10 protein-coding genes and 2 tRNA genes are annotated in these 14,657 nt (G+C 60.4%); 4 read left to right on the top strand and 8 right to left on the bottom strand.

The genetic code is table 11. From position 1 onward, the window contains the following. Positions 1-24: 24 nt before the first annotated feature. On the top strand, positions 25-726 hold the full coding sequence (locus tag H8S55_RS02600; RefSeq protein WP_186877683.1) for a coenzyme F420-0:L-glutamate ligase: 702 nt from the start codon (positions 25-27) through the stop codon (positions 724-726). 74 nt (positions 727-800) lie between these two features. Here the strand turns inward: H8S55_RS02600 and prfB are convergent, their stop codons facing one another. Together prfB and H8S55_RS14320 are read right to left on the bottom strand one after the other, a co-directional pair. Beyond that, positions 801-1,922, bottom strand: a complete 1,122-nt coding sequence (gene prfB / locus H8S55_RS02595; protein ID WP_186877682.1) for a peptide chain release factor 2 — start codon at positions 1,920-1,922, stop codon at positions 801-803. 162 nt (positions 1,923-2,084) lie between these two features. Then, complete coding sequence (locus tag H8S55_RS14320) at positions 2,085-2,207, bottom strand: hypothetical protein (RefSeq protein WP_279287388.1); 123 nt, start codon at positions 2,205-2,207, stop codon at positions 2,085-2,087. Between the two features lie 247 nt (positions 2,208-2,454). On the opposite strand from H8S55_RS14320, the gene H8S55_RS02590 reads away from it, so the two are divergent. Beyond that, positions 2,455-2,541: transfer RNA gene (locus H8S55_RS02590), tRNA-Leu, on the top strand. A gap of 3 nt (positions 2,542-2,544) precedes the next feature. Next, positions 2,545-2,620, top strand: a tRNA-Met gene (locus H8S55_RS02585). Between the two features lie 110 nt (positions 2,621-2,730). On the opposite strand, the gene H8S55_RS02580 is transcribed toward H8S55_RS02585, so the two are convergent. Continuing rightward, positions 2,731-3,036 (bottom strand): tyrosine-type recombinase/integrase, encoded by a 306-nt coding sequence (locus H8S55_RS02580; RefSeq protein ID WP_186877681.1) that lies wholly within the window; start codon positions 3,034-3,036, stop codon positions 2,731-2,733. A gap of 829 nt (positions 3,037-3,865) precedes the next feature. Here H8S55_RS02580 and H8S55_RS02575 point away from each other — a divergent pair. Continuing rightward, positions 3,866-4,906 (top strand): hypothetical protein, encoded by a 1,041-nt coding sequence (locus H8S55_RS02575; protein WP_186877680.1) that lies wholly within the window; start codon positions 3,866-3,868, stop codon positions 4,904-4,906. Between the two features lie 607 nt (positions 4,907-5,513). Here H8S55_RS02575 and H8S55_RS02570 read toward each other — a convergent pair. The 5 genes from H8S55_RS02570 to H8S55_RS02550 all read right to left on the bottom strand — a co-directional run bounded on the left by H8S55_RS02570 (position 5,514) and on the right by H8S55_RS02550 (position 14,450). Beyond that, the gene (locus H8S55_RS02570) at positions 5,514-7,712 is read right to left on the bottom strand and encodes an S-layer homology domain-containing protein (RefSeq protein WP_186877679.1); all 2,199 of its coding nucleotides are present in this window, start codon (positions 7,710-7,712) and stop codon (positions 5,514-5,516) included. 194 nt (positions 7,713-7,906) lie between these two features. Beyond that, complete coding sequence (asnS, locus tag H8S55_RS02565) at positions 7,907-9,301, bottom strand: asparagine--tRNA ligase (RefSeq protein WP_186877678.1); 1,395 nt, start codon at positions 9,299-9,301, stop codon at positions 7,907-7,909. Positions 9,302-9,492: 191 nt separating this feature from the next. After that, positions 9,493-11,112 (bottom strand): ABC transporter ATP-binding protein, encoded by a 1,620-nt coding sequence (locus H8S55_RS02560; RefSeq protein ID WP_186877677.1) that lies wholly within the window; start codon positions 11,110-11,112, stop codon positions 9,493-9,495. Positions 11,113-11,115: 3 nt separating this feature from the next. Next, positions 11,116-12,945 carry an ABC transporter permease gene (locus H8S55_RS02555; RefSeq protein ID WP_186877676.1) on the bottom strand — a complete coding sequence of 610 codons (1,830 nt, stop codon included), beginning with the start codon at positions 12,943-12,945 and terminating at the stop codon, positions 11,116-11,118. A gap of 122 nt (positions 12,946-13,067) precedes the next feature. Further along, entirely contained in the window at positions 13,068-14,450 is a 1,383-nt protein-coding gene (locus H8S55_RS02550; protein ID WP_186877675.1) for a hypothetical protein, read from the bottom strand. Positions 14,451-14,657: the final 207 nt, after the last annotated feature.

Genomic DNA, 14,657 nt, shown 5'->3' with positions numbered 1-14,657 from the left:
CGTTTTTTGAGAGGAGCACCTGCCATGAGCGAGGAACTGCACAGCGCAAACCCGGGCAAGGAGCTGATCCGCACCGTCGACGGCGTGGACTATCAGCGCATTCCCGTAAAGACCCACCTGATCACCAACAAGGACGACTATGCCGACGTGGTGGTGAAATACGCCAAGGACAAGATGCAGGACGGGGACATCCTGTTCTGCTCGGAGAAGTCGGTGGCCTGCACCCAGAACCGGGCCATCCCCATGGAGGACATCAAGCCCCGCAAGCTGGCCGTCACACTCAGCCGCTATGTGACCAAGACCCCCGCCGGAATCGGCCTGGGCATCCCCGAGACCATGGAGATGGCCCTGCAGGAGTGCGGCACCCCCCGCATCCTGTTTGCCGCCTTCTGCAGCGTGGTGGGCAAGATCCTGGGCAAGAAGGGCTGGTTCTACACCGTGGCCGGCCCCAAGGCCCGGGGCATCGACGGCCCCACCGAGGGGACCATCCCCCCCTATGACCACTATGTGGTCCTCACCCCCGACGACCCCATGGGCACCGCCAAGCGCCTGGCCCGTGCCCTGGGCCACCCCGTGGCCATTGTGGACATCAACGACCTGGGGGCCAACATCCTGGGCTTCTCCCAGCAGCAGCCCACTCTGGACCAGCTGGCCAAGATCCTGGGGGACAACCCCCTGGGCCAGTCCAGCGAGTGTACCCCCATGGGCATCATCCGCAAGGCGTGAATTCAAAAAGCAACCCCCGGCAGCTGCGAAAAAACGCAGCTGCCGGGGGTTTTGTTCTGGCTTGTTATGCGGATTTATTTGGTGGACCAGGCGCCCGTGGCCTCGCAGGTGAGGTAGGCGTTGATGAAGCCATCCAGGTCGCCGTCCATCACGCCGCCTATGTTGCTGGTCTCATAGGCGGTGCGGTTGTCCTTCACCAGCTGATAGGGCATGAAGACATAGGAGCGGATCTGGCTGCCCCACTCGATCTTCAGCTGTACGCCCTTCAGGTCGGAGATCTTTTCCGCCTTCTCCTGCATCTGCAGCTCCACCAGCTTGGCCCGCAGCATCTTCATACAGTTGTCCTTGTTCTGGAACTGGCTGCGCTCCTGCTGAGAGGCCACCACCACGCCGGTGGGCTTGTGGATCAGACGCACGGCGGAGGAGGTCTTGTTTACGTGCTGGCCGCCGGCGCCGCTGGCGCGGTAGACCTGCATCTCGATGTCCTCGGGGCGGATCTCCACCTCCACATCCTCGGGCAGGTCGGGCATGACCTCCACCGAGGCGAAGGAGGTCTGCCGCCGGGCGTTGGCATCGAAGGGGGACACCCGCACCAGGCGGTGGACGCCGTGCTCTCCCCGGAGGTAGCCATAGGCGTTCTCCCCCTCGATCATGATGGTGGCCGACTTGATGCCCGCCTCGTCGCCCTCCTGATAGTCCATGATCTGATAGGTAAAGCCGTGGCGCTCGGTCCAGCGGGTGTACATGCGATAGAGCATCTGGGCCCAGTCCTGGGCCTCGGTGCCGCCGGCACCGGGGTGGATGGTCAGGATGACGTTGGAGGAGTCGTACTCCCCGGTGAGCAGGGTGGCCAGGCGGGCCTCCTCCATCTCGTGCTCCAGGGTCTGGAAGCTCTCCTCCAGCTCGGGCAGCAGGGACTCGTCCTCAAACTCGTTGCCCATCTCGCACATGGCCATCATGTCGTCCCACTGGCTCTGGCGCTTTTTCTGGCCGTCCACTTTGTCCTGCAGGTTTTTGATGCGCTGCTGCACCTTCTGGGCCTTGGCCAGGTTATCCCAAAAGCCGTCGGCGGCGGACTCGGCCTGGAGCATATCCAGCTCGCGCTCGGCGCTCTCCAGGTCCAGGGCCTGGGCCAGCTCCTCCAGGGCGGGGGCCAGGTTGTTCAGTTTGACTTTATACTCGTCGAATTGGAGCATAGGGTCCTCACTCTCTCTTGTAAAAACTCCCGGAAGTCCGGGGAACATGTTGTATTTAGGCCAAACTATTATATATGAAGGGGCGGCAAAAGTAAAGGAAAAACTGGCCGCTGCCCCCGAAAGGCGGACGAAGGGGCCGCCTTTCCGGAAAGACGGCCCCCCTCAGCGGTCGCTGACCCACCAGTTCTCGCCCCGGAAGATCAGATCGTCCAGGTCGTCCCTGGGGTCGGGCTGGGGCGGCAGCTGCAAAATAGGGGTGGAAATGGTCTCGCTCAAACGTCTCATAAATCGGTTCCTCCTGTCTCTGTTCCATTGGTAGTCGTCCGGCGAAAGCCGGTACATATCAGTATATGGCGGGCACAGGGAGAGAGTTGCCGATTTTTGTACACCGAAGCGGAAAATTTCGGAAATTTTTCTGCTTATTTCGCCGGGGAACGCTGTCGAATAAAATTTGAAAAATTCCTGTTGACAAAGGCGAAGATATATGTTAGACTATCCTAGCCTTAAAGATTGAGACTGGAGTACACAGTTTGCCGGAGTGGCGGAATTGGCAGACGCCCGGGACTTAAAATCCCGTGGGAGCGATCCCGTGCCGGTTCGACCCCGGTCTCCGGCACCATATCGCGGGGTAGAGCAGTTGGTAGCTCGTCGGGCTCATAACCCGGAGGTCGCAGGTTCGAGTCCTGCTCCCGCAACCATAAAAACAGCCGTTTTCTTATCGAAAACGGCTGTTTTTCTAACTTTTTGAGCATATTTAAAAATGGTCCCGCTCCAAAAGTTCAACTTTAGTTCAACTCGCCCCCAAAGTTCAAGCCTTTTTCAAAAACACGTCAGCCAGAATGTCGGCGTTCTTCTGGTCTGCCGCCTCCATCACGTGAGCATAGATATTTGCCGTGGTGCTGACCTGGGCATGGCCTAACCGCTTGGAGATAGACACGCTGTCCACGCCGTTGAAGTAGAGCATACTGGCCATGGTATGCCGGAATGCGTGGGGGTTGATATGGGGCAGGCCGTGGCGCTTGCTGAACTTTTTCAGCCAGTCCGTCACGCTGTCCGGGTGCATTGGGTTCCCGTTGTCCTGGGCAAATAGAAAGCCCTCGTCAACTGCCCGCACTGCGGGCAGAAGTGATTAGGCAGAGCGTCGGTTCCGACGCCAGCCCTTTATCCTGCTTTCTTTTTCGTCCTCAGAAAAGCCGCAAAAGCGCAGAAAACGCAGTCATACCAACGTTTCCAACGCATCGATCACACGGACTTCAACACCTCCGGCACAAACAGCCCACGCTTGCTTTCTCGGGTGAAAATGGGTACACACTCGGCCCTGCTCAAAGGATCGCACACAAGGGCACACACGGCGAAACAGGTGGCGTTTTGGGTGGGGGTGGTATCACTACCCTCGGATCGTTCCGCGCGTTTCGGAAACCCTGCGTGGCCAGGGGGTAGAACGGCAAACTTTGCCGCTTTGGGGTCTTGGCTGGAGGGTGCTCCCGAAGAACGCAGAGAGCCTCGGAACAGCGATGCGCTCATGCGTGTCGCTGTTCCGAGGCGTCGCGGCCCCGCTGGGCTGCGTGATCTTTTTGCAATTTGGTGATGTTGCTGTTTTTTCACTCTGTGCGCAGCACTTTCTGAACGTGCAAGGCTGGGGTGGTATCACTACCCTCGGCGTGCTCCGCGTGTTGCCGAAACGCTGGACGGCCGCTTGTCAAAGCGGCTCATTTGCCGTTTTCTGAGGTCGGGTGAGCAGCGTTCCTTGCGCAGTTCCTATTTTTTTCGAATATACAGAATTTTCTGTCGGCAGTTCCAGTTGCAAACACTTTTGCGCTATGGTACAATAAATCCAAAGAATTGGAAGAATTTCAGAACAATTATGCCGTTAAATTCCCGTTTGCAATTGCAAGTTCCTCACCGGGGCCACGCCCCAAACAACAGAAAGGAAGTGCTATCCCATGAAGAAACTCATCTCCTTGGCTCTGGCGGCCCTCCTGCTGCTGAACCTTGCCGCCTGCGGGGAAAGCTCCGTTTCCAATCCATCAGGTTCCTCCGACGATTCTTCATCTTCAGCCGATCCCGCCCAGCCGGATGCCTTCTCCCCCATCACCACGGAGGCGGAGGTTCGGGCTCTCTACGGGGACGACGCGGACCTCATCGCCTCCATCGAGGCGTACCAGGGCGACTTCCTGGTGCAACTGGGAACAGATGATTCCTGCCCCAGCTTGGACTGGGTCTACGGTGAGAGCGGCATCCGCCGCCGGATGCTGTGGCTGGATACGCCCCTGCTTCGGTGCGAGATCGAGTCCCAGGCATCCGTCCGGGTGGTCACTGGCGGGCCTAACATCTATAACGGCGTCCCCGGTTTTCCACGCGTGGAGTTGGCCACACTGAGCCTTCTCTACGATGAGCAGGGCTGCGACCGAGGCTATGATCCCTATGTTTCTCCTGGCACTGCCAGCTCTGAAATCTACTGGGCCGGGGCTGGGGAGCGCTATTCCATGGGGATGCAGGGCCGCCGGGAGGCCATCCGCTCCGCCCAGGTCGATGCAGGCGGCCTCACCGTGGCCTTCGCGCCCCTGGCGGACGGCAGCGACTTCGTGGCCGCCTACTGCGAGATCCCCTATACCGAGGTGGCTCTCTCGGAGGACGGTATGACCCTCACCGTCACCATGCACGACACCTTCCTCAGCAGCGGCACCCTCTCCAAGGATGTAGACCCGGACTTTTTGAAGGAGTACGGCTCCCTCTACCCAGAGAGCTTCCCCGCTGGGGAGCTGGCGGGAAGCTGCACCCTCATTGAGAATGCGGATCTGCGTCAGGATGGGAACAGCGCCGTGCTGACCGTCACTCTGGCTGACAGCCCCATCCACGGCAGGAACTTCGGTGACGGTTATTACCGCTTCACCGCCGAGACCGGCTATACTGGCATCGCCGACATCGGTCCCTACCTCCGGGTGACCCTCAACGCCACCAACGAGCTCTTTGCAGGCGACTGAGCAGTCCATACAAGCCGTGGACAGCGTGGGTGCGGGTGCACCGTGTCTGACCCAGTTTTGACCCAGAACGCGAAAAAAGCGGGCAGGGCTGGACGGAAACAATGGAAAATCCGCCGAGCGAACGGCGGTAAAAAGCACAAATTGAAGCCGAAATGACTCCGATTTGTGCTTGAGACTGCCTCATAACCCGGAGGTCGCAGGTTCGAGTCCTGCTCCCGCAACCAGAAAGGTCCTGATTTCGTAAGAAATCAGGACTTTTTTAGCGTGTCGATAAACCCTTTTCTGTCATTCCGAGGAGCGAAGTACCCGCAAGGGGTACGCCGCATCCGTATCCCCGTCCAGCAGCCTCCCTTGTCAAAGGGAGGTGGCACGGCGAAGCCGTGACGGAAGGATTCCGACCCCCGGAAAGCTATCCTAAAAACGGAATCCCTCAGTCAGCTTCGCTGACAGCCCCCTTTAACAAGGGGGCCAAGGGACGGGGGTTACGGATTGCCACGTCGGGGCGATGCCCCTCCCTATCCCTTTTGTCCCTTCGGGACATTTCCCCTTGACAAGGGGAATCGGCCTCGCAATGACAGGCTTTTTTGCGTCTTTTTATGACTTTTATTTACTTCTGTGCGGCCTGCTGCCTTGCGCTGTCCATGTTCTTCAGCAGGGGCAGGCCGCCGGTCTGCGCCCAGGTATCGGAAAAGTCCCAGCCGCAGGAGGCTAGGAAGGCCGCCCGCTGGGCGGAGGACAGGCCGGACAGGTCGGCGCTGGCGGAGACGGTGCCGCTGTTGGCACCGGCAAAGGCGATGGCGTTCTCGCTGCCCACAGGCCCGGAGCCCAGGGCAAAGCATTTTGCCACCGCCCCGCCCCGCAGACGGCCCACGATGCCGCCGGCGCGCACCCCGCCGCCGGAGGGCAGCTCCGCTGCGTTGGCCCAGCAGTCGGATACGTTACCGCCCTCATAGCAGGCACCGGCGATGCCCCCGGCGTTGGAAAACTCCGGGCCGGACAGGGCGATAACGGGCTTGGCCCAGCAGCCGGACAGGGTGCCATAGTTCAGCTGGCCCACAATGCCGCCGCAGTCGCTCTGAAAGCCGGCGTTTACGGCAGAGAGCCGGGCGGTGGACCAGCAGTTCAAAATGCCGTCGTTTTTCAGGGTGCCCGTGGGGGCGCTGCTCCCCAGATAGGTGACCAGGCCCGCAACGCCGCCCACGGCGGTCTGATAGCCGCCTTCTGCCGCCACGGTTCCGGTGGACCCGCAGCCGGTCATGCTGCCCTGGGGCACGATGCTGGCGAAGGGCACCGCCGCTGCACCGCCCACCAGGCCGCCCACATGGGCGTCGCCCACCCCCTTGGGCAGGACGGCCTTCACCGTGCCCGCAGCGGTGCAGCCGGTGAGCTGGGCAGCCTGGGTAAAGCCCGCCAGGCCGCCCACGTTCAGGTCCACGTTGCTGCCGCCCTCATAGCGGACGCAGATGTCCATGTCCGCCGTGCAGTTTGTCAGCTCCCGGTCCAGATAGGCTGCAAAGCCGCCGAAATAGAGCTTGCCGGAGCCCACCTGAACGGCCTTCTCGCTGAGGGTAAGGTCCATGGCCCCCTTCACCGTCAGGTTTTCACAGGGGCCATTCCAGCCATAAAACAGGCCGCCCCCGGCGCCGGAATAGCTGCGGCTCTGGATGCGATAGGCGACGGAGTGTCCGCCGCCGTCTAAATTGGTCTGAGGAAAGGCCCCGTCGGCGGAGGACAGGGGGGCCATGCCGTCGGGCAGGGCGAGGTCGGCGGCCAGCTTAAAATAGACGCTCCGGTCCAGGGTGTCAGTGCGCTGGGCCAGCAGGGCAAACTGGTCCGCCGTGGTGATGAGGTAGGGATGAGATTTAAATCCAAAGCCTGCGGCATAGCGTCCGTCAAAGCTCTGGCTCTGCGACAGGGTGCGGGTCCTGACCATGTCCTCCCTGACGTTGCCCCGCAGGGTCCAGGCGTTCTCCCCCTTCTGGGTGGCGAAGAAGGACACATGGGCGGGCTCTGTGCCGCCGTCGTTGGCGATGACCACATTTTTGTCCGCCTTGGCGGAGAGATAGACGTTGGAGCTCTTCCCGGGAGCTGCGCTATCCAGAAGAATGGTCACGTTGGGGCAGGTGACCAGGGCGTTCTGTCCGCAGGTCAGGTGATAGGTGCCGGGCTGGGTGACATACAGGTCGAACATGCTGTTGATGATGGTGATGACCTGGGCCCGGGTGACGATGTCCTTGGGCATCAGTCTGCCGTCGGCACTGCCCCGGACATGGCCCAGGCGGAGCATGGTACTCACCGCCTCGGTGAACGGATCGGACACCTGGGCATAGTCGCTGGGGGCCTTGCCGGAGCAGCGCATCCGGTCACGGCTGAGATCGGCCCGGCGGAAGCCGCTGGCGATCATATAGATGGCCTCCTCCCGGGAGAGGGGCTGGTCGGGCTGGATGTTCAGGTCGGTGTTCAGGGTCACACGATAGTAGTTCATAGCGGTGACGGCGTCATAGCACCAGGCCGTTTTAGGCAGGTCGGGATAGGAGTAGCCCGCGATGGGCTCTACCCCCAGGATGCTGTAGAGAATGGCGGAGAGCTGTCCCCGGGTGACGGGGTCGTCCGGGTGGAACTTCCCGTCGGGATAGCCCTTGAGAATGCCGGAGTCAGACCATCTGTCGATATAGGGCTTGGCCCAGTGCTTGGCCGTTACGTCGGGATATTGCGCCGCAAACGCCGTTGTCCCCATGCAGCAGACGAGCAGCGCAGACAGGAGCAGCGCTTGCAAGAGACGTTTTCCTGTGAGATGCTTCTTCATGGTGATCCCCTTTCTTTTCCTCGTATCAGAGCCGGGACTGTTTTTGGGCAAAGAACAGATGACTCTGACCTGAGTATATCATGGAAATATCTCACAGACAAGCAAAACCCAGAATTCAGGGATGCTTTCAGGGTATATTTGCAAAAAAAGGCTCAGGCGCACGCTGCGCCTGAGCCTTTTGGGGGGTTCTGGTCTTAGAATTCTGCGTTGCCCACCGTTCTGGGGTGGAGCTCCACGTCCCGGATGTTGCCGATGCCGGTGAGGTACATGACCATGCGCTCGAAGCCCAGGCCATAGCCGGCGTGGCGGCAGGAGCCGTATCGCCGCAGGTCGCAGTAGTACTTATAGTCCTCGGGGTTCATACCCAGCTCACGGATGCGGGCCTCCAGCACGTCCAGCCGCTCCTCACGCTGGGAGCCGCCGATGATCTCGCCGATGCCGGGGACCAGACAGTCGGCGGCGGCAACCGTCTTGCCGTCGTCATTCTGGCGCATGTAGAAGGCCTTGATCTCCTTGGGGTAGTCGGTGACGAACACGGGCTTTTTGAACACCTGCTCGGTGAGATAGCGCTCGTGCTCGGTCTGCAGGTCGCAGCCCCACTCCACCTTGTAATCGAACTTGTCGTTGACCTTTTTCAGCAGTTCCACCGCCTCGGTGTAGCTCACCCGGCCGAAGTCGGAGGAGGCCACATGCTCCAGACGATCCTTCAGGCCCTTGTCCACAAAGGAGTTGAAGAAGTTCATCTCGTCGGGGCAGCGCTCCATAACGAAGCGGATGATATACTTGATCATGTCCTCGGCGGTGTTCATATAGTCGTTCAGGTCGGCAAAGGCCATCTCGGGCTCCACCATCCAGAACTCGGCGGCGTGGCGGGCGGTGTTGGAGTTCTCCGCCCGGAAGGTGGGGCCGAAGGTGTATACGTTGCCGAAGGCCATGGCAAAGTTCTCGGCGTTGAGCTGGCCGGATACGGTGAGGCTGGCCTTTTTGCCGAAGAAGTCCTGGCTGTAGTCCACCTGGCCGTCCTCCGTCATGGGCACGTTGGCCAGATCCAGGGTGGTCACCTGGAACATCTCGCCGGCACCCTCGCAGTCGGCGGCGGTGATGATGGGCGTGTGGGCATAGACGAAGCCCCGGTCCTGGAAGAAGCAGTGGATGGCGTGGGCGGCCACAGAGCGCACCCGGAAGGCGGCGGAGAACAGGTTGGTGCGGGGGCGCAGGTGCTGGATGGTGCGCAAAAACTCCACGCTGTGGCGCTTTTTCTGCAGGGGATAGTCGGGGGCGGAGGGGCCCTCTACGGCGATGGAGACGGCCTTTACCTCCAGAGGCTGCTTGGCCTGGGGGGTGAGGACCACCGTGCCGGTGACGATGAGGGCGGCCCCCACGTTCTGACCGGCGATCTCCTTGTAGTTGTCCAGGGTGTTGGCATCCATGACCACCTGGAGGTTCTTGAAGCAGGAGCCGTCGTTGAGCTCGATAAACCCGAAGGTCTTCATGTCCCGGATGGTGCGGGCCCAGCCGCAGACGGTGATGGTCTGACCGCTGAGGGCCTCCTGGTCGGCGAACAGGGCCGCAATAACAGTGCGTTCCATAAAATGATCCTCTCCAATATTTTAAATGTTGATCGAACATGGTTGAAGCCGGCCCCGCAGGGCCGGACACATCTATTATAATGATTTTTTCCACATTTACAAGGGTCATGGGGGATTTTATCCCGGCTCAGGACAAAAAAGCTGCGGCTCCCACCGTTTGGGGGCCGCAGCTTTGCACAAAAGAGGAAAAATCAGAAGCGGAGGGAGCCGAAGGCGATGCACCGGCCGCTCTGGCGGTCGAAGAGCATGATGTTGTCCCCGGAGACGGACAGGGGGACCTTGGCCCCGATGGTGAACAGGGAGCTGCCGAAGATCACGCCGGTGAGCAGGAATTCGCCCACCCGGACCTTGATGGTGGACTCCATGCCGGTGGGCATGGCACCGTAGATCTCCCCCTCCAGAGTGCTGGAGTCGGCGATGTCCAAAAACTCGGGCCGGATGCCCAGCACCAGGTCGGTATCGGTGAGGACGGGGTCGTCCCGGAGGGAGTCGTCCTCCTCCTCCACCTTGGCGATGTGATAGCGGAAGGTCTCGTCCTTGTTGCTCTTTTCCACATAGGACTTCTGGGCGGCATTCTTCTGATGCTCGGCCTCCCGGCGGGCGATATCCTCGTTCCGGGCCCGGAACCAGTCGGGCAGACTGACGGGGCTGGCGGGGCGGAACACGGCCTTGCGGCCACCCAGCAGGGTGAGGGGGATGGTGCCGTCGGCGGCCTGGGCGCCGGTGGCCTCCACAAAGTTGATGGAGGGGTTGCCCACAAAGTCGGCCACGAACAGGTTGCTGGGCTTGTTGTACACGGTGAGCGGGGCCTCATACTGCTGGAGCACGCCGTTGTTGACCAGGCAGATCTGGGTGGCCAGGGTCATGGCCTCCATCTGGTCGTGGGTGACGTAGACAAAGGTGGAGCCCGTCTCCACATGGAGCCGCTGGAGCTCGTAGCGCATCTCCAGGCGGAGCTTGGCATCCAGGTTGGACAGGGGCTCGTCCATGAACAGCACCGAGGGCTCCGGGGCCAGGGTGCGGGCGATGGCCACCCGCTGCTGCTGGCCGCCGGACAGCTCGGCGGGGTAGCGGTCCATGAACATGCCGATCTTTACGATGCGGGAGACCCGGCGCACGGACAGGTCGATCTCCTCTTTCGTGAGCTTGCGCTTTTCCAGCACAGGCTGGCCGTTCTGCAGCACCCGGAACTGGTCGTCCAGGGTCTGGCTCTTCCGGGCGGCGGCAACTTTGCGTTCCAAAGCGGCGATGTCGGCAGCGGGGTCCTTCCCGGACTCCAGGTGATAGGCAAAGAGCTTTTTGGCGGTGTAGATGGAGAGGGTGAAGGCATCGATGAGCTTGATATAGGCCCGCTTCTCGTCCAGCTTTCCGGTTTTGTCCCGGCAGTCCTCCAGGATCTTGACCACCTCGCCGGGGGTCTTTAGGATCTGGGCCAGCCGGGCGGCATTTTTGGCTTCAAAATCGACCTTGGGCAGGGTGTCCTTCACGTTGCTCAGGCCGAAGGCGATGTTGTCATACACCGTCATGTTGGGCCACAGGGCATAGTTCTGGAACAGGAAGCCCACCTTCCGCTTGTTGGGCGGGACGTTGATGCCCAGGTCCGAGTCGAATACCACCTGGTCGCCGATGGTGATCCGGCCGCAGGTGGGGGTCTCCAGTCCGGCGATCATGCGCAGGATGGTGGTTTTGCCGCAGCCGGAGGGGCCCAGCAGGGTGACGAAGGAGTTATTTTTGATGACCAGGTCCAGGTCATCCACGGCGTAGAACTTGCCCCAGCGCTTGGTCACGTGCTCTAATTTGATTTCAGGCATGATTTAACCTCCAATTCCCTTGTCCAGACTGGCCCCTGTCACCTTGTTGACCAGGGTATTGCAGACCAGAATGGTGATGATCAAAATCAGGTTGATGCCGCTGGAGAAGGCGTACAGGCCCATCTCGTCGAAGTAATCCAGGGTGGTGGACAGGATGAAGCCCTGGACGCACAGCAGCATGAACAGGGACAGCTCTCTCAGGCAGGTCATAAAGGGGAGGAGATATCCGCTGATGATAGAGGACTTTTGAATGGGGATGATGATACGGGTCATCCGCCGGACCCAGGGGATGTCCTGGATGATGGCGGCCTCTTCGATCTCACCGGAGAGCTGGAGCATGGAGTTCAGCGAGCTGCGGCTGGCGAAGGGGATATATTTGATGGTGCCCACGATGATGAGGATGGTGTAGGTGTTGAACAGGTTCACATGCTCGTTGGAGAACAGGATGAAGAAGGCCACACCCACGGCGATGGAGGGCATCAGATATGGCAGAAAGGCCACGCTGTTGACATAGTTTGCCCATTTACTTCGCCTGTTTTTGGACACGGCATAGCCGATGAGGGTGCCGATGGTGCCCGCCAGCAGGGCGCAGCACACGCTGACCCAGATGGTCCCCCGGAAGGCGTGCCAGATGGTCTCGTTATGCAGGATGCCCTTCTGGCCGTACATGCCGTTTTCGGTGACGTTCTCGCTGGTGACCCACCACTTGGTGGTGAGATTTTTGGTGTCCCCGGTGTACAGGAAGGAGTAGTCCCCGGGGTTGGGCAGGAAGGTCTCGAAGGCGAAGGAGACAATGGGGAAGATGCTGGTGAAGAAGGTGACCACCACCAGGACAAGGGCGATGACATAGCGCCCCACCCGGCCCAGGTTGATCTTGGAGATCTGACCGGACTTGCCGGTGACGGTGGTGTAGTTTTTGCGGGACTGCAGGCTGAGCTGGTTGAGGAGCATGATGGCCACGCCGAAGATCATCATGATGATGGCCAGGATGCTGGCCTCGCCGGTGTATTTGGAGTTCATGGACACATACTTGGTGGCCAGGGTGGTCAGCCCCAGATAGTGGGGCACGGGGTAGGAGCCCATGGCGCTGCCGAACACCAGCAGGATGGTGGACAAAATGGCGGGCTTGACCATGGGCAGGGTGACCCGGCACATGATCTTCCACTTGGGGGTATCCAGAATGGTGGCCGCCTCCTCCAGGTTGGCATCCATGTTGCGGAAGATGCCGCCGATGAGGATATAGGCGAAGGGGGCATAGTGCAGGCCCAGCACCACAATGCTGGGGAACAGGCCCTTGCACCACCAGATAGGCATGGTGATGCCGGCGGTGGCGGCCAGCAGGCCGTTGGAGGTGCCGGTGACGGCATTGGAGTTGAACAGGTTCTGCCACACCACGGCCAGGGTCCACTGAGGCATGATATAGGGGAAGATGAAGATGGAGCTAAGATACTTTCTCCAGGCCAGATTGGTCCGGGTGATGAGAAAGGCGAACAGGCCGCCGAAGAGGATGGACACCACACAGGTGCCCACCGCCAGCCACACCGTGTTCAGCAGAGGCATCCACAGGTTGGACTTTGCCATGGAGCTGGTGAACAGGTCGATGTAGTTCACGGCGGTGTAGCCGCTGGACTGACCGGTGAGATAGGCGTCTATCGTTCCGGCGTGGATCTTGAACGTATCCTCGACAATGGCGATGATGGGGGCGACGGTGGTGACCGTGAGGACCAGGCCCATCAGCAGGAGGATCACGTTATGGGGTTTGGAAAAAAAGGTCTTTACCTTGTTCGTGCGAATGGCGGACCGGGAGGCCCGGGAGGTGGTTGTCTGATCCATGAAATCTCTCCTTCTTGTTACCGGGAAAAGCGCCCTTGGAGGCGGGGCAAGCCGGACTCCAAGGGCGCTTGTTCATGCGGTGCTCAGGGCCGGTCAACAGCGCCCGACAGAAACGGGGGAGCTTAGGTGGTGATGTACTTGGTGAGCATCTCTACCCAGCTGCCCACGGTGAAGGCGACGGAGGCACAGTACTCGGGGTCCTCCAGGACCAGCTTGCCGTCGGTAGTCCACCACTCGTAGCCCCGGTCGTTCTTGGCGGGGAACTGCACGGTCACGCCGTCCTCGGCCATGCCGCCGGTCTGGTGGTGATAGGTCTCCTCGTTCTCAGCCATGACGGCGGGGTTGGAGGAGTAGCCGCCCATGTCCTTGCCCCAGGCGGAGAAGCCGTCCTCGGTGCAGGTCATGTAGGCGATGAAGGCGCAGGCGGTCCAGGGCAGGGGGCTGTTGTCGGTGACGAACAGGTAGTGGCAGTAGCCGTAGCCGCCGATGCCCTGATAGCCGTCGTCATAGGCGGCCACGTTCACGTTGTTCACGGAGACGGAGGAGGACTCCTCCACGCTGCGCAGCTTGGAGTAGACCAGCAGGCCGAACTGATCGGTGGCGGACTTGTCCACCAGGGTGTTGCAGATGGGGCCGTCGTCGGTCTGCTCGTTATAGCTCTCTACCCACAGCTTGATCCAGGCCAGGGAGTACTTGGCATCGGCACCCAGACCCAGGTCGGCGGCCTCGGCCTCCATGGCATCGATGGTGGGCTGGAAATAGGCCTGCTCGTCGGCGGACAGGGCCTCGAAGGCCTCCTTCATCCAGGCGGCATAGTCGTCCCGGGTGAGCATGTACAGGAAGTTCTTGCCCACGATCTCGGAGTCGATGTCCATGAACAGGCCGTGCTCGCCCTCGGCTACGAAGTCCCAGCAGTTGTCATAGGTCTTGCTGCCGGTGTTGTTGTACATAAACACCTTGTTCAGGGTCTGCAGGGGCAGGAAGCCGTCGTAATCGGCGGCGGTGGTGTTGTTGGCCTCGGCCCACTCCTTGGGGATGAAGGTGTCCAGCACGCCGGGCTGGACCATCTTGGACTCGATCTGGTTGCCGTCCTGGATCAGGGTCATAGCGAAGGTGCCGGTGTCCTTCAGGGAGTCGGCGGTGAGCTGGTCGAAAATTTTGTTGTTCTTGGGCTGCTGCCACTCGAACTCCATGGTATAGCTGGGGTCGATGGACTGCAGATACTCGATGAACAGGGGCAGGGCGCTCTTGCCGCGGCTGGAGTTGCCCACGCCATAGAACATCTTGCCGTTGGACTCCTCAATGGCCTTTTTGGCCAGCTCCTCCAGGCTCATGCCCTGGGCCTGCTGGATGATCTGCTGGGTGGGGGTCAGGTCGCCGGACTTGCTGGAGCTGCCGCCGGCGCTGCCGGAGGTATTTCCGGCGCTGTTCCCGCCGCAGGATACCAGAGCCAGGCTCAGGGAAGCGGCCAGGACCAGAGAGATCAATCGTTTCAGCTGTTTCATGTTTTGTCCTCCTTTAAACAATTTCCATAAAAACGAAACGTCAAATGACATTTCTTACAGCACTTTTATTATATGGGAGGACCGGCGGAAAAAACAGGGGACAAATCTGCGCTTTCTTTGAAAAGGCTGATATCTGTGGTGAAATTGATGACAAAATTCGGGGCGGCTGTGCTATAATTAGTGAGATTTGAAAGAAAAGGGGGATGA

The sequence above is a fragment of the Flintibacter faecis genome, assembly GCF_014287875.1.
Lineage (GTDB): Bacteria > Bacillota > Clostridia > Oscillospirales > Oscillospiraceae > Lawsonibacter > Lawsonibacter faecis_A.
This window is presented reverse-complemented; position numbering and strand designations above follow the sequence as displayed.